This is a genomic window from Streptomyces sp. DSM 118878 (assembly GCF_052936595.1).
The window spans coordinates 5806522-5820998 of record NZ_CP193622.1 but is presented as its reverse complement, the minus strand read 5'-3'; the positions used below and the strand labels follow the sequence as shown (position 1 = coordinate 5820998).

General features: G+C 71.6%; 13 protein-coding genes. 8 read left to right on the top strand and 5 right to left on the bottom strand.

All coding sequences use genetic code 11. The features are described 5' to 3' along the window. The first annotated feature begins 23 nt into the window (after nucleotides 1–23). A complete protein-coding gene (locus ACRAKF_RS26020) occupies nucleotides 24–1040 on the top strand; it encodes a methyltransferase (protein WP_447039962.1) in 1017 nt (338 codons plus the stop codon). On the opposite strand, the gene ACRAKF_RS26015 is transcribed toward ACRAKF_RS26020, so the two are convergent. Continuing rightward, nucleotides 926–1831: a rhomboid-like protein gene (locus tag ACRAKF_RS26015; protein ID WP_447039961.1), complete on the bottom strand. Its 906-nt coding sequence runs from the start codon at nucleotides 1829–1831 to the stop codon at nucleotides 926–928. The genes ACRAKF_RS26020 and ACRAKF_RS26015 overlap by 115 nt on opposite strands. 224 nt (nucleotides 1832–2055) lie before the next feature. On the opposite strand from ACRAKF_RS26015, the gene ACRAKF_RS26010 reads away from it, so the two are divergent. The 5 genes from ACRAKF_RS26010 (at nucleotide 2056) to ACRAKF_RS25990 (ending at nucleotide 9027) form a co-directional block, all read left to right on the top strand. Continuing rightward, nucleotides 2056–2754 (top strand): spermidine synthase, encoded by a 699-nt coding sequence (locus ACRAKF_RS26010; protein ID WP_447039960.1) that lies wholly within the window; start codon nucleotides 2056–2058, stop codon nucleotides 2752–2754. A 65-nt stretch (nucleotides 2755–2819) separates the two neighbouring features. Continuing rightward, nucleotides 2820–3560 carry a response regulator transcription factor gene (locus tag ACRAKF_RS26005; protein WP_447039958.1) on the top strand — a complete coding sequence of 247 codons (741 nt, stop codon included), beginning with the start codon at nucleotides 2820–2822 and terminating at the stop codon, nucleotides 3558–3560. A gap of 34 nt (nucleotides 3561–3594) precedes the next feature. Further along, a complete protein-coding gene (locus ACRAKF_RS26000; RefSeq protein ID WP_447042178.1) occupies nucleotides 3595–4650 on the top strand; it encodes a HAMP domain-containing sensor histidine kinase in 1056 nt (351 codons plus the stop codon). 279 nt (nucleotides 4651–4929) lie between these two features. Continuing rightward, complete coding sequence (locus tag ACRAKF_RS25995; RefSeq protein ID WP_447039957.1) at nucleotides 4930–8724, top strand: multifunctional oxoglutarate decarboxylase/oxoglutarate dehydrogenase thiamine pyrophosphate-binding subunit/dihydrolipoyllysine-residue succinyltransferase subunit; 3795 nt, start codon at nucleotides 4930–4932, stop codon at nucleotides 8722–8724. Between the two features lie 114 nt (nucleotides 8725–8838). Then, complete coding sequence (locus ACRAKF_RS25990) at nucleotides 8839–9027, top strand: DUF6104 family protein (RefSeq protein WP_351336564.1); 189 nt, start codon at nucleotides 8839–8841, stop codon at nucleotides 9025–9027. A gap of 108 nt (nucleotides 9028–9135) precedes the next feature. On the opposite strand, the gene ACRAKF_RS25985 is transcribed toward ACRAKF_RS25990, so the two are convergent. Then, nucleotides 9136–9978, bottom strand: coding sequence for a hypothetical protein (locus tag ACRAKF_RS25985; RefSeq protein ID WP_447039955.1), 843 nt, complete (start codon nucleotides 9976–9978; stop codon nucleotides 9136–9138). Nucleotides 9979–10178: 200 nt separating this feature from the next. Here ACRAKF_RS25985 and ACRAKF_RS25980 point away from each other — a divergent pair, with 200 nt between their 5' ends. Continuing rightward, on the top strand, nucleotides 10179–11189 hold the full coding sequence (locus tag ACRAKF_RS25980) for a DUF4097 family beta strand repeat-containing protein (protein ID WP_447039953.1): 1011 nt from the start codon (nucleotides 10179–10181) through the stop codon (nucleotides 11187–11189). A 1-nt stretch (nucleotide 11190) separates the two neighbouring features. After that, entirely contained in the window at nucleotides 11191–12363 is a 1173-nt protein-coding gene (locus tag ACRAKF_RS25975; RefSeq protein ID WP_447039952.1) for a helix-turn-helix transcriptional regulator, read from the top strand. Nucleotides 12364–12441: 78 nt separating this feature from the next. Here ACRAKF_RS25975 and ACRAKF_RS25970 read toward each other — a convergent pair whose 3' ends face one another. The 3 genes from ACRAKF_RS25970 to ACRAKF_RS25960 all read right to left on the bottom strand — a co-directional run bounded on the left by ACRAKF_RS25970 (nucleotide 12442) and on the right by ACRAKF_RS25960 (nucleotide 14376). Next, on the bottom strand, nucleotides 12442–13041 hold the full coding sequence (locus ACRAKF_RS25970; RefSeq protein ID WP_447039951.1) for a Clp protease N-terminal domain-containing protein: 600 nt from the start codon (nucleotides 13039–13041) through the stop codon (nucleotides 12442–12444). Continuing rightward, the gene (locus ACRAKF_RS25965) at nucleotides 13041–13250 is read right to left on the bottom strand and encodes a helix-turn-helix domain-containing protein (protein ID WP_447039950.1); all 210 of its coding nucleotides are present in this window, start codon (nucleotides 13248–13250) and stop codon (nucleotides 13041–13043) included. The genes ACRAKF_RS25970 and ACRAKF_RS25965 overlap by 1 nt, the downstream gene beginning before the upstream one ends. A gap of 163 nt (nucleotides 13251–13413) precedes the next feature. Beyond that, the gene (locus ACRAKF_RS25960; RefSeq protein ID WP_447039949.1) at nucleotides 13414–14376 is read right to left on the bottom strand and encodes a zinc-binding dehydrogenase; all 963 of its coding nucleotides are present in this window, start codon (nucleotides 14374–14376) and stop codon (nucleotides 13414–13416) included. Nucleotides 14377–14477 lie beyond the last annotated feature (101 nt).

Below are 14477 nucleotides of genomic sequence, written 5' to 3'. Positions count from 1 at the left end.
GACCCGCACGGAGGAGACCCACGGTGGACACACCCGAGGCGCAGGACGTCACCGGTCAGCTCGTCGAGCACGCGCTCGGCCATCTCTTCTCCGCGGCCCTGCGCACGGCCGCGCGCTGCCGGGTGGCCGACCTCATGGCCGCGGGCCCGCGCACCGCGCGCGAGCTGGCCGAGCTGACCGGCACGGACGCCGGGCACCTGCGGCGCGTCCTGCGCTACCTCGCCACGCGCGGCGTCTTCCGCGAGGACGGGACCGGCGCCTTCCACCTGACGCCGACCGGCGACGCCCTGCGCACGGACGTGCCGTACTCACAGCACGCGGCGGTCCTGATGCTGACCGACCCGACGTTCCAGCGGACCTCGGCGGGTCTTGAGGAGACCGTGCGCAAGGCGGGCCCGTCCTTCGAGCGGCTCTTCGGCGAGCCGTTCTTCGCGTACCTGGCGAAGGAGCCCGGGCTGCGGGAGTTGTTCGACTCCGGGATGGCGTCGCTCTCGGCCCGGGTCGACGCGGTGGTCGCGGGGACGTACCCCTTCCCGGAGCACGGCCGGGTGGTGGACGTCGGCGGCGGGCGCGGCGGGCTGCTCCTGGCGGTCCTGCGCGGGCGCCCCGGCCTCTCGGGGGTGCTCTTCGACCAGACGCCCGCGATCAGCACGCACGTCCTGAGCGGCGAGGAAGCGGTGCGGGGCCGGTGGAGCGCCGAGTCGGGCGACTTCTTCACGGAGGTGCCGAAGGGCGGCGACCTCTACGTCCTCAAGCACGTCCTGCACGACTGGCCCGACGACGGCTGCCTGCGGATCCTGCGCAACTGCCGCGCGGCGATGGCCCCGGACGCCCGCCTCGTCATCGTCGAGTCCGTCCTCTCCGAGGGCAACGCCCCGCACCCCGGCAAGGCGATGGACCTGGCCATGGCCTCCGTGGTGGACGGTCAGGAGCGCACGCGGGAGGAGTTCGCCGCGCTGCTCGCGGCGGCGGAGCTGAGGCTGACGCGGGTGCTGCCGACGGCGGCGTTCCCCTCGGTCGTCGAGGCGGTGGCGGCGTGACGTGACCGGCGGGCGCGCCGGAGCAGCGGCCAGGTGGCGACGCCGATGGCGAGGGCGAGCAGATGGCCCCAGTTGGTCATCGGGTCCTCGAACGCGATCAGGTCGTCCACCAGGACCCAGCCGAAGCCGGCCAGGACGGTCCATCCGGACCAGGGCGGCAGCAGCCCCGCGAGCGCCCCGACGCTGGCGGCCACGCCGAAGCTGATCCCGTAGTCCAGGCGGTGCAGCGAGCTGTCGGGCAGGTGCCCCGCGAGGACCGAGAGGCCCACAGGGACCTCCGTGGCGAGCGTGGCGACGACGTGGCCGAGCAGGAAGACCCCGGCCGTGCGGAGGCCGCCGATGCGGCGTTCGAGGGCGGTCAGGACCAGCAGGAAGCCGATCGCGTACGGCGAGGTGATCCCGCCCGCGATCCACAGGGCGCTGGCGGTCAGGACGAGGGCGGGGCTGTGCGCGAGGTGGGCCACGTCGGTGCTCGAACCGTGCAGCAGCGAGGAGACGAGCCGCGGGTCCGCGTACTGGGTGACGAGCGACGTGACGGCGAGGACGAGCGCGTACGCGAAGGTGAAGGGCGTGGCCCTCGGCCCCGGGAGCAGCTTTCCGAGCCGGAGCGGAAGCCGGGCCCCCGCCGGTGCCCTTACCTTCTCGTGCTCGTGCTCGTGCTCGTACTCGTGCTCATACTCGTACGAGCCGGCGGGCCTGCGGTCCCGCTGGCCGGGGATCGCGTTCAGGGTGGGCCGCTGCTGCCCCTTGCGCGCGCGGGCGACGTCCGGGGGCTCGACGCTCTGGTTCACGGGTGAGGGGCTCCTTCCGGCGTTCCATCCCACCCTTTGCTGTTTTTTCCGCGGTTGTCCAACGTCCGAAGCAATGCGTGACGCAATTCACAGCAACCCGGAGGGTGACTTCTGCGTCACCGCGTTGCCGCCTGTCGGCGGGCCGGCGTCCGACCTCCGACTTCCGGCTCCGGGGTTCCGCGTTGCCACCCGCCGCGTGCGGCGCATTCCCTACGCTGAGTGCCATGCGGACCGACACCACCGCCCCCGTCGTCATCGACCGACGCGAGGGCCCGTACGGCGAGGTCGTGCTGCGGCGCCACGGTGAGCTGCTGCAGATCATCGCCAACGGCTGTTTCCTGATGGACACCTCCGACGGCCGCTCCGAGCGACTGCTCGTCGACGCGGCGCGGGACGCCCTCGACGGCAGGGCGGAGCCCAGCGTCCTGATCGGCGGGCTCGGCGTGGGGTTCTCCCTGGCCCACGCCGCCGCGGACCCCCGCTGGGGACGCGTCACCGTCGTCGAGCGCGAGGCGGCCGTCATCGACTGGCACCGGGAGGGACCGCTGGCCGGACTCTCCGGTGCGGCGCTCGCGGACTCGCGTACGCGAATCCTCCACACCGACCTCGTGACATACGTCTCCGAGGCCCTGGACCCCGCTTCCGGGCCCGCCGAGACGTACGACGCGCTCTGTCTCGACATCGACAACGGCCCGGACTGGACGGTGACGGAGAGCAACAACTCCCTTTACTCGCCTACGGGTCTGGCCGCCTGCAAAGCCCGGCTGAACCCGGGCGGAGTGCTCGCCGTGTGGTCCGCCAGACCCTCGTCCACTTTCGACGACGCTCTACGGAATGCCGGGTTCCGGCAGGTAACCACCCAAGAGATCCCCGTTGCCCGAGGCGTCCCCGACGTGGTGCACCTCGGCGTCAGGGCTGCGTAGCCGGGGCCCCTTCGCGCCCCGTACGCTGCTGACCGAACACAAGCGATCAGTGTCAGGGGCGGGCGATGGAGCAGACACACACCTCCCAGAACGGCGCGGCGGCGGCGACGCCGGGCGCCCAGCGCCGGGTGCTGGTGGTCGAGGACGACCCGACGATCGTCGACGCCATCGCGGCCCGGCTACGCGCCGAGGGTTTCGTCGTGCAAACGGCGGTGGACGGCCCGTCGGCGGTCGACACCGCCCAGGCATGGCAGCCCGACCTGCTGATTCTGGACATCATGCTGCCGGGCTTCGACGGCCTGGAGGTGTGCCGCCGGGTCCAGGCCCAGCGCCCCGTCCCGGTCCTCATGCTCACGGCGCGCGACGACGAGACGGACATGCTGGTCGGGCTCGGTGTCGGCGCGGACGACTACATGACCAAGCCGTTCTCCATGCGGGAGCTCGCGGCCCGCGTGCACGTCCTGCTGCGCAGGGTCGAGCGGGCCGCGCTGGCCGCCACCACGCCGCGCAGCGGCATCCTGCGCCTAGGCGAGCTGGAGATCGACCACGCCCAGCGGCGTGTGCGTGTGCGCAGCGAGGACGTCCACCTGACGCCCACGGAGTTCGACCTGCTGGTCTGCCTGGCCAACACCCCGCGCGCGGTCCTCTCCCGCGAGCAGCTCCTCGCCGAGGTGTGGGACTGGGCCGACGCGTCCGGCACCCGCACGGTCGACAGCCACATCAAGGCGCTGCGCCGCAAGATCGGTGCCGAGCGCATCCGTACCGTGCACGGCGTGGGCTACGCCCTCGAGACCCCCACGCCATGAGGCCGGCCTCGCCATGAGCGGGCCCTTCGGCGAGATGCGGCCGTTCTCCATCAAGACCAAGCTCGGCGCCCTCGTGGTCGTCTCGGTGTTCATCACCACGGGCCTGCTCCTCGTGGCCATGAAGACCGAGACCGAGCTCCGCTTCATCACCGTCTTCTCGGTGATCGCCACGCTCCTCATCACGCAGTTCGTCGCGCACAGCCTCACGGCCCCGCTCGACGAGATGAACGCGGTGGCCCGCGCCGTCAGCCACGGCGACTACACGCGCCGGGCGCGCGGCGCCGACCGCCGCGACGAGCTGGGCGACGTGGCCTCCACGATCAACGCCATGGCCGACGACCTGGAGGCCCAGGACACCCAGCGCAAGGAGCTCGTGGCCAACGTCAGCCATGAGCTGCGCACCCCCATCGCCGGCCTGCGCGCGGTCCTGGAGAACGTCGTCGACGGTGTCTCCGCCGCCGACCCCGAGACGATGCGCACCGCCCTGAAGCAGACCGAGCGCCTGGGGCGGCTCGTCGAGACCCTGCTGGACCTCTCCCGCCTCGACAACGGCGTCGTACCGCTGAAGGCCCGCCGCTTCGAGGTGTGGCCGTACCTGTCGGGCGTGCTCAAGGAGGCCAACATGGTGGCCTCCGCGCGCGCGGGCATCGCCTCGGGCTCCGGCAGCCACACGCGTACGGACGTCCATCTGCACCTGGACGTCTCACCCCCCGAGCTGACGGCCCACGCGGACGCGGAGCGGCTGCACCAGGTCGTGGCGAACCTCATCGACAACGCGGTCAAGCACAGCCCGCCGCACGGCCGCGTGACGGTCCGCGCCCGGCGCGGCCCCTTCCGCGAGTCCCTGGAGCTGGAGGTGCTCGACGAGGGCCCCGGCATCCCCGAGGCGGAGCGGCACCGCGTCTTCGAGCGCTTCAACCGCGGCAGCCACGCGGGTGCCAGCGCGCAGAACGCGGGCAACGACGGCGGCACGGGTCTCGGCCTCGCCATCGCGCGCTGGGCGGTGGACCTGCACGGCGGACAGATCGGAGTGGCCGAATCCCCTCGCGGCTGCCGCATCCAGGTCACTCTTCCGGGCCTGTCCGAGTGATGAAGTTGACGTAGGGTTCGAAGCGGAAGCGATGAGTCGGGCCCCTTCGGGGGTACTCGGCAGCCGCCGCCGCGCGTAGACGGCCTTCGGGCGTACCCGCGCGGCCATCTCGCGTTGCGGAACTTCGCTTGTTTCCCGCCATTCACAGCGCCGAAACCATCGTTCCGGTGTGACTTACGCGACGGATGACGGGCCCGGCCTGCACCTCGCGCCGATGGAGGCGTAGCCTTTATTTCCGCTGTCCATCACCTTGTGAAGCGGAAGAGGGCGGTTACCGCCGTGTCGTCAGAGTCCCCCAGTAACTCGAGCATCTCGACCGACCAAGACGGGCAGGGCAAGGACCCTGCCGCCGCCTTCGGTCCCAACGAATGGCTCGTCGACGAGATCTATCAGCAGTACCTCCAGGATCCGAATTCGGTCGACCGAGCCTGGTGGGACTTCTTTGCCGACTACAAGCCAGGGGTGGGCGCTTCCGTAGCCGCCGCCCCGGCGAAGCCGGCGGGTGACACGGCCGCGGGGGCCGCGGCCACCAGTGCTCCCGCCCCGGCCGCCCAGGCTCCCGCCGCGAAGCCCGAGGCCCAGGCCCCGGCCGCGCCGGCCGCCGCCCCCGCGGCGAAGCCCGCGGCAGCCGCTCCGGCCCCCGCGGCCAAGCCGGCGGCCGCGAAGCCCGCCGCCAAGGCTGAGCCCGCGAAGGAAGCCCCGGCAGGACCCGAGTACGTGACGCTGCGCGGCCCGAGCGCCGCCGTCGCGAAGAACATGAACGCCTCGATCGAGGTCCCGACGGCGACGTCGGTCCGCGCGGTCCCGGTGAAGCTGCTCTTCGACAACCGCATCGTCATCAACAACCACCTCAAGCGCGCCCGCGGCGGGAAGATCTCCTTCACGCACCTCATCGGGTACGCGATGGTGCAGGCCATCAAGGCCATGCCGTCGATGAACTACTCCTTCGTGCAGAAGGACGGCAAGCCCACCCTGGTCAAGCCGGAGCACATCAACTTCGGCCTCGCCATCGACCTCGTGAAGCCCAACGGCGACCGCCAGCTCGTCGTCGCGGGCATCAAGAAGGCCGAGACGCTGAACTTCTTCGAGTTCTGGCAGGCCTACGAGGACATCGTCCGCCGCGCCCGCGACGGCAAGCTCGGCATGGACGACTTCACCGGCGTCACGGTTTCCCTGACCAACCCCGGCGGCCTCGGCACCGTCCACTCGGTCCCCCGCCTGATGCCCGGACAGTCGGTCATCATGGGCGTCGGCGCCATGGACTACCCCGCGGAGTTCCAGGGCACCTCCCAGGACACCCTGAACAAGCTCGGCATCTCGAAGGTCATGACGCTCACGTCGACCTACGACCACCGGGTCATCCAGGGCGCCGCCTCCGGCGAGTTCCTGCGGATCGTCGCGAACCTCCTCCTCGGCGAGAACGAGTTCTACGACGAGATCTTCAAGGCGCTGCGCATCCCCTACGAGCCGGTCCGCTGGCTCAAGGACATCGACGCCTCGCACGACGACGACGTCACGAAGGCCGCCCGCGTCTTCGAGCTGATCCACTCCTACCGCGTCCGCGGCCACGTCATGGCCGACACGGACCCGCTGGAGTACAAGCAGCGCAAGCACCCCGACCTGGACATCACCGAGCACGGCCTCACCCTGTGGGACCTGGAGCGGGAGTTCGCGGTCGGCGGCTTCGCCGGCAAGTCGATGATGAAGCTGCGCGACGTCCTCGGCGTGCTGCGCGACTCGTACTGCCGCACCACCGGCGTCGAGTTCATGCACATCCAGGACCCCAAGCAGCGCAAGTGGCTCCAGGACCGCATCGAGCGCCAGCACGCCACGAAGCCGGAGCGCGAGGAGCAGCTGCGCATCCTGCGCCGACTGAACTCCGCCGAGGCCTTCGAGACCTTCCTCCAGACGAAGTACGTCGGCCAGAAGCGCTTCTCCCTGGAGGGCGGCGAGTCCGTCATCCCGCTGCTCGACGCCGTCATCGACAGTGCCGCCGAGTCGCGCCTGGACGAGGTCGTCATCGGCATGGCCCACCGCGGCCGCCTGAACGTCCTCGCCAACATCGTCGGCAAGTCGTACGCCCAGATCTTCCGCGAGTTCGAGGGCAACATGGACCCCAAGTCCATGCACGGCTCCGGCGACGTGAAGTACCACCTGGGCGCCGAGGGCACCTTCACCGGCCTGGACGGCGAGCAGATCAAGGTCTCGCTCGCCGCGAACCCGTCCCACCTGGAGACGGTCGACCCGGTCATCGAGGGCATCACCCGCGCCAAGCAGGACATCATCAACAAGGGCGGCACGGACTTCACGGTCCTGCCCGTCGCCCTGCACGGTGACGCGGCCTTCGCGGGCCAGGGTGTGGTCGCCGAGACGCTGAACATGTCGCAGCTGCGGGGCTACCGCACCGGCGGCACGGTCCACATCGTCATCAACAACCAGGTCGGCTTCACCGCCGCCCCGGAGTCGTCGCGCTCCTCCATGTACGCCACCGACGTGGCCCGCATGATCGAGGCGCCGATCTTCCACGTGAACGGCGACGACCCCGAGGCCGTCGTCCGCGTTGCCCGCCTGGCCTTCGAGTTCCGCCAGGCGTTCAACAAGGACGTCGTCATCGACCTCATCTGCTACCGCCGCCGCGGTCACAACGAGTCGGACAACCCGGCGTTCACACAGCCGCTGATGTACGACCTGATCGACAAGAAGCGCTCGGTGCGCAAGCTCTACACCGAGTCCCTCATCGGTCGCGGCGACATCACCCTGGAAGAGGCCGAGCAGGCGCTCCAGGACTTCCAGGGCCAGCTGGAGAAGGTCTTCACGGAGGTCCGCGAGGCCACCGCGCAGCCGACCGAGTCCGAGGTTCCGGCGCCCGAGGCCGAGTTCCCGGTCAAGATCGACACCGCGATCTCCCAGGAGATCGTGAAGCGGATCGCCGAGTCCCAGGTCAACATCCCCGACCGGGTCACCGTCCACCCGCGCCTGCTGCCGCAGCTCCAGCGCAGGGCGGCGATGGTCGAGGACGGCACGATCGACTGGGGCATGGGCGAGACCCTCGCCATCGGCTCGCTGCTCCTGGAGGGCACCCCGGTCCGCCTGTCGGGCCAGGACTCGCGCCGCGGCACGTTCGGTCAGCGCCACGCGGTGCTCATCGACCGCGAGACGGGCGAGGACTTCACGCCGCTCCTGTACCTCTCCGAGGACCAGGCGCGCTACAACGTCTACGACTCGCTGCTCTCCGAGTACGCGGTGATGGGCTTCGAGTACGGCTACTCGCTGGCCCGTCCCGAGGCGCTGGTGATGTGGGAGGCGCAGTTCGGCGACTTCGTCAACGGCGCGCAGACGGTGGTGGACGAGTACATCTCGGCCGCCGAGCAGAAGTGGAACCAGCACTCCGGCGTCACGCTGCTGCTGCCGCACGGCTATGAGGGCCAGGGCCCGGACCACTCGTCCGCCCGCATCGAGCGCTTCCTCCAGCTCTGCGCGCAGAACAACATGACGGTCGCCATGCCGACGCTCCCGTCGAACTACTTCCACCTCCTGCGGTGGCAGGTGCACAACCCGCACCACAAGCCGCTGGTGGTCTTCACCCCGAAGTCGATGCTGCGCCTGAAGGCGGCGGCCTCGAAGACGGAGGAGTTCACCACGGGTGGCTTCCGGCCGGTCATCGGTGACGACACGGTCGAGGCGTCGGCGGTCCGCAAGGTCGTCTTCTGCGCCGGCAAGCTGTACTACGACCTTGAGGCCGAGCGGAAGAAGCGCGGCGACACGGCCACCGCGATCATCCGCATCGAGCGTCTGTACCCGCTGCCGGGTGCCGAGCTCCAGGCGGAGATCGCGAAGTACCCGAACGCCGAGAAGTACCTGTGGGCGCAGGAGGAGCCGGCGAACCAGGGCGCGTGGCCCTTCATCGCCCTCAACCTCATCGACCACCTGGACCTGGCGGTCGGCGCGGACATCCCGCACGGCGAGCGCCTGCGCCGCATCTCGCGGCCGCACGGCTCGTCCCCGGCGGTCGGCTCGAAGAAGCGCCACGAGCAGGAGCAGGAGCAGCTCCTGAACGAGGTCTTCGAGGCCTAGGCCCCGACGGTTCCACCCGCTGGGCCCGGCCCCCGAGTGCTCGTCACCCGGGGGCCGGGCCCTACTGCCTGAACACCCCTGATCACCCCTGATTCACCCCTGACGGAGAACGCCTTGTACTTCACCGACCGTGGCATCGAGGAACTGGAGAAGCGGCGCGGCGAGGAGGAGGTCACCTTCGAGTGGCTCGCCGAGCAGCTCCGCACCTTCGTGGACCTCAACCCCGACTTCGAGGTCCCGGTCGAGCGCCTGGCGACGTGGCTGGCGCGACTCGACGACGAGGACGACGACGAGGACGAGTAGGCGTCGCGTGCGGGGCGGGGCGGGGCGGGGCGGGGCGGGCGGGGCTATGGAGCTACGGGCTCGCGGAACCCCGCGCGCCGCTGACCGGCGGCTCTGCGGCGCGCTCCCTCAGCCGTGCGGCCGCGTCCCGTCGTGCGCCCGCATCCTGTCGTACGCCAGGCCGAGTGCGCCCTGCGCCAGCAGGACCCCGGCGGCCGTGGCCCAGCCCGCGCTGCGCCGTCGCACCGCCCAGGCCGCCAGCGGGAGGCCCACGGCCACCTGCGCCGCGGCCAGCGTCCGCGCCCGGGGGCCTCGCATCCAGGGGCCGAGCGGCCCGCTCTCGACCACGTCGAACTCCGCCCGCACCGCGTCCCGCCACCCGGTCCACTCGATCGGGCGCGCGCCCTGGCCGGCCCGTGCCGCCTCCCGCAGCCGGTCGGCCGGTTCACCGGGGTCGAGCCCCGGCGGGAGCGCGAGACCGGTGCGGATGAGGACGGCGAGCAGCCCCCGCATCCTGGCACGCGCGTCGGCTCCGGCGTCCGGCCTGGTCAGCGCGGACAGGGACTGCACGTCCAGTACGGGGTCGAGGCCGAGCCGCGCGGCGAACGTCCGCATCGCCTCGTCCTCCCCGACCGCCGTGCCGCTCGCCAGCCATTCGTAGCCGACGGTGCGCCGGAATCCGGCGGCGAGGGTGTAGCCGGAGCGGTCGGTGTCCCACCACAGGGCCAGCACAGGCCAATTCGATCCCACGGCGAGCGCCGTGGCCCAGCCGGTGACCACCCGGTCGACCGGCTCCTCGCCGCGCTGCCACGGCCGCCCCTCGGGCACCAGGACGCTCCAGCCGCGGCCCGCGGGCGCGAGCACCATCCGCTCGCGGAGCAACTGGGCCATGGGTCCGACCGCGTCGGGTTCGGCCCGGCAGAGCAGCAGCGCACCGGCGGTCCCGGTGCGCTCGGAGGCTTTGGACGACATGTTCCTACGCTAGGACAGATCCGACTATTCGGCTCTTAAACCCCGGAAAGGGGTCACGCTCGAAGGCCGCGGGGAGGTCACGGGAAGGTCACGCCGGAAGGACCCTTCACATGTCTTGACTTCCCCGAACCGCGATATATCGTGAATGACAGAAGACGCGATATGGCGCGTCGAGTTCGAACCGTCGAGGAGGCAGCTCCATGCCTGAGTGGTCCGTCGCCGAGCCGCAGAAGCTCACGTTCGACGCCCCGGTGAGCGCCCTCCGGGTCCGCGTCGTCAACGGCACGGTGAACGTGGTGGGCACGGGCGAGGACTCCGCCCGCCTTGAGGTGTCCGAGATCGAGGGTCCTCCCCTGACGGTGAGCCATCGGGACGGCGTGGTCTCCGTCGCCTATGACGACCTCCAGTGGAAGGGCTTCCTCAAGCGCTTCGACTTCAAGGGGTGGCGTCGCAGCGCGGCGGTCACCCTTGCCGTGCCGGCCGGGACGCGCGTCGAGGTGGGCGCGGTCGGCGCGGCCACCATGGTCTCCGGCATCGAGGGGCGTACGGAAGTCAGGGGCGTCACCGGCGGCACGACGCTGGTAGGTCTCTCCGGCCCGGTCCACGCCGAGACGGTCTCGGGGAGCATCGAGACGCAGGGCGTCACCGGCGAGCTGCGGTGCGTCTCCGTCTCGGGCGACCTGACCGTGGTCGAGGCCGCGGGGCCGTCCGTTCGGGCCGATTCGGTGAGCGGCTCGATGATCGTGGACCTCGCCCCGGCGGGCGAGGCGCCGAAGGTGGCCCTGACCAACGTCACGGGTGAGATCGCGGTCCGGCTGCCGCATCCCGCGGACGCGGAGGTGGAGGTGGACACCACGAGCGGCACGGTGTCGAACGCCTTCGAGGATCTGCGCGTGAGCGGCCAGTGGGGCGCCAAGCGCGTCACGGGCCGCCTGGGCACGGGCAGCGGCCGGCTCAAGGCGGCCACGGTCTCCGGTTCCGTCGCGCTTTTGCGCAGGCCGCCCATGGACGAAGATCCTTACGGAGAAGGTCCGTACGCAGAAGGTCCGTACGGGGAGCCTCCACAGGACCAGGCGCCACACGGCACGGACGCGGACGGCCCGGGGCCACACGGACCTGAGCCGCACGACGAACCGCTGGACCCCGCCGCGGCCGACGACCAGACAGGCCCGACCGGCCCTACTGGCCCGACAGACAAGAAGGTGCTCTGAGATGCCTCCCGTGTTCGCCCACGGCCGCCTGCGCCTGTATCTGCTCAAGCTGCTGGACGAGGCCCCGCGCCATGGTTACGAGGTGATCCGCCTCCTGGAGGAGCGCTTCCACGGGCTGTACGCACCCTCGGCAGGCACCGTCTACCCCCGCCTGGCGAAGCTGGAGGCCGAGGGCCTGGTCAGGCACACCACCGAGGGCGGCAGGAAGGTGTACGCCATCACGGACGCGGGCCGCGCCGAGCTGGCATCGCGCAGCGGTGAGCTGGTCGACCTGGAGCTGGAGATCCGCGACTCGGTCGCCGAGCTGGCCGCGGAGATCCGTGACGGCGTCCAGGGCGTGGCGGGCGATCTGCGCCGCGAGATGCGGGCGGCGGCCAAGGAGACGCGTACGGCCGGCGGGGCGGGGTCCGGTGCCTTCCCCGACCCGGCCGAGTTCCTCGACGCCGCTTGGGGCGACAAGGAGGGCTGGCGCCAGGCCAAGGAGGAGTTCAAGCGCGCCAAGCAGGAGTGGAGGGAGCAGGCGCGGCGGGCCAAGGACGAGAGCCGCCGGGCCCGTGACGAGGCCCAGCGGGCGCGCCGCGAGGCCAAGGAGGCCCAGGAGCGCGCGCGGACCCTGGCCCAGGAAGAGGTCCAGCGCATCGCCCGGCGCATCCGGGAGCAGATCGAGGGCCACTATCCCCGCGAGGACTGGCCGACGGGTGTCGAGGAGGGCCTGACGAAGCTGGCCAAGGAGTTCGGCCAGTTCGGCATGGATCTCGGCAAGGACTTCGGCGCATGGCCGGGCTCCCGCACGTCCGGCTCATCCGGCTCATCCGGCTCATCCGACTCATCCGGCTCATCCGCCGAGGCGAAGGATGCCGACGGCACGCGGGACTCGGCCGAGCCGGGGGACGCCGGGAGCGCCGCCGATGCGGGGTCCGGGACCAAGGCCGGGGCCACGTTCAGTACAGCTCCCGAGGACGTCCCCGTCGGCTACGTCCCCGACTGGGCCGAGGAGGACTCGACCGGTGACCCCGCCCGCGACCTGGACCGCCTCTTGGACCGCTTCCGGGACGACATCCGCGACACGGCCCGGGACCACGGCGTGACGGGCGAGCAGTTTCGCGATGCCCGCCGCCACTTGAGCACCGCGGCGGCACACATCGCAGCGGCCCTGCGAACGCCCGGCCCCTGACGCCACACCACGCCACGCCACGGGCCACCGAGCCCCCCCCCCGGGGCGGCCACGCCCCCGCCCCGGGGGCAAGGCCGCCTACGTCCCGTCATCCCCCGCGAACAGCACCCGCTCCAGTTCTCCGTAGGTGACCCCGTGCTCCGCCAGGGCCTCGGAGACCGTGCCGGGGCGGACCGTGAGGGCGAGGAGGATGTGGTGGGCGCCGATGGAGCGGTCACGGCGGGCCGTGGCGACGCGGAGGGACTTGACGAGGACCTCCTTGGCGTCGCGCGTGAACGGCAGATGCCCCGACCAGCCCCAGCCGCGCAGCCCCTTGCCCCGCCGGGCGCCCCTGCCGGAGCCCGCACCGGCCAGTACCCCGGCCCCGTGCGCCTCCTCGACCCGGGAGACGATCTCGTCGACGTCGATGCCGAGCCCGGCGAGCGCCTCGGTGTCCGCCTGGGAGAGCCCGCCCCTGCGCCGCGCCTCGGCGAGGGCCGCTTCGAGCGACTCCCGCCGGTCCATGGCGCCCAGGGCCGTCAGCGCGAAGGCGGCACGGCTGCCGGTCCCCTCGGCCGGCTGCGCGAGCAGGGCGAGGAGCATGTGCCCGTCGTCCACCGCCGCCGCCCCCGCCCGTTCCGCCTGTCCGGTCGCGCCCAGCACCACGGCGCGGGCGTCTTCGGTGAATCGCTCGAACATCACTGCCTCCCGTACTTCTTGTGCACGGCCTGCCTGCTCACTCCGAGCTCCGTGGCGATCTCCTGCCACGACCAGCCCTGCATGCGCGCGCTGCGCACCTGCACGGCCTCCAACTGCTCCACCAGCTTCCGCAGTGCGGTCACGGCCCGCAGTCCGACTCGGGGGTCACGATCGCCCGCGCGCTCGGCGAGATCCGTTGCTTCGGTCATGGATGTCAACTTACATTGACATCGACCAGTCGTCAACCATAGTTGACGATACGGGAGACGGTACGAGACGGGAGACGGTACGAGACGGGAGACGGTACGAGACGGGAGACGGTACTGGCGGCGGTACCGGCGGCGGTATCGGCGGCCGTACCGGCGGCGGCCCTCAGACCTCCAGCACGATCTTGCCGAAGAGGTCACCGGAGGCGAGCCGTTCGAAGCCCTCGCGCGCCCGGTCGAGGGGCAGCACCTCGTCGATCACGGGCCGCACGCCCGTGGCCGCGCAGAACGCGAGGAGGTCCTCCAGTTCGTCCTTGGTGCCCATCGTCGAGCCGACGACCTTCAGCTCCAGGAAGAAGATCCGGGTGAGTTCCGCGTGCGCGGGCCGGTCGCCGCTCGTCGCCCCCGAGATGACCAGCGTGCCGCCGGGCTTCAGCGACTTGACCGAGTGGGACCACGTCGCCGCGCCGACCGTCTCGATCACGGCGTCCACCCGCTCCGGCAGCCGCGCGCCGGACTCGACCGCCTCCACCGCCCCCAGCTCCAGGGCCCGCTTCCGCTTGGCCTCGTCCCGGCTCGTGGCGAAGACCCGGAGGCCCGCCGCCTTGCCGAGCACGATCGCGGCCGTGGCGACACCGCCGCCGGCGCCCTGCACGAGGACCGAGTCACCGGGCCGTACACCGGCGTTGGTGAAGAGCATGCGGTACGCGGTGAGCCACGCGGTCGGCAGACAGGCCGCCTCCGCGAAGGAGAGCTCCTTGGGCTTGGGCAGCACGTTCCAGGTGGGCACGGCGACCCGCTCGGCGAACGTCCCCTGGTACTTCTCCGTCAGGATGGAGCGGCTCTCGCGCGGGCCGACACCGTGCCCGGACTGGCCGATGACGGAGTGCAGGACGACCTCGTTGCCGTCCTCGTCGATCCCTGCGGCGTCACAGCCGAGGATCATCGGCAGCTTCTCCTCGCCGAGGCCGACCCCGCGCAGCGACCACAGGTCGTGGTGGTTGAGGGAGGCGGCTCGGACGTTCACGGTCGACCAGCCGGGGCGGGCGTCGGGGGCCGGGCGCTCCCCCAACTCCAGGCCTGAAAGCGGCTGGTCACGGTCGATTCGGGCGGCATAGGCAGCGAACATGCCGCCGACCCTAGGCCGCCGCCGGGCCACGGCGGAACCTCGTACGACTGTGACACGCGCCGCGCCCCCCGCCGCGGCGTGCACGGCAGGGGGCGCGGTCG

Bases quoted from the DNA above. Each gene is read 5' to 3' on its own strand.
- ACRAKF_RS25980 (WP_447039953.1), top strand. From the start codon at position 10,179: ATGCCTGAGTGGTCCGTCGCCGAGCCGCAGAAGCTCACGTTCGACGCC.
- ACRAKF_RS26000 (WP_447042178.1), top strand. From the start codon at position 3,595: ATGCGGCCGTTCTCCATCAAGACCAAGCTCGGCGCCCTCGTGGTCGTC.
- ACRAKF_RS25975 (WP_447039952.1), top strand. From the start codon at position 11,191: ATGCCTCCCGTGTTCGCCCACGGCCGCCTGCGCCTGTATCTGCTCAAG.
- ACRAKF_RS25960 (WP_447039949.1), bottom strand. From the start codon at position 14,376: ATGTTCGCTGCCTATGCCGCCCGAATCGACCGTGACCAGCCGCTTTCA.
- ACRAKF_RS26010 (WP_447039960.1), top strand. From the start codon at position 2,056: ATGCGGACCGACACCACCGCCCCCGTCGTCATCGACCGACGCGAGGGC.
- ACRAKF_RS26005 (WP_447039958.1), top strand. From the start codon at position 2,820: ATGGAGCAGACACACACCTCCCAGAACGGCGCGGCGGCGGCGACGCCG.
- ACRAKF_RS25970 (WP_447039951.1), bottom strand. From the start codon at position 13,041: ATGTTCGAGCGATTCACCGAAGACGCCCGCGCCGTGGTGCTGGGCGCG.
- ACRAKF_RS25985 (WP_447039955.1), bottom strand. From the start codon at position 9,978: ATGTCGTCCAAAGCCTCCGAGCGCACCGGGACCGCCGGTGCGCTGCTG.
- ACRAKF_RS25965 (WP_447039950.1), bottom strand. From the start codon at position 13,250: ATGACCGAAGCAACGGATCTCGCCGAGCGCGCGGGCGATCGTGACCCC.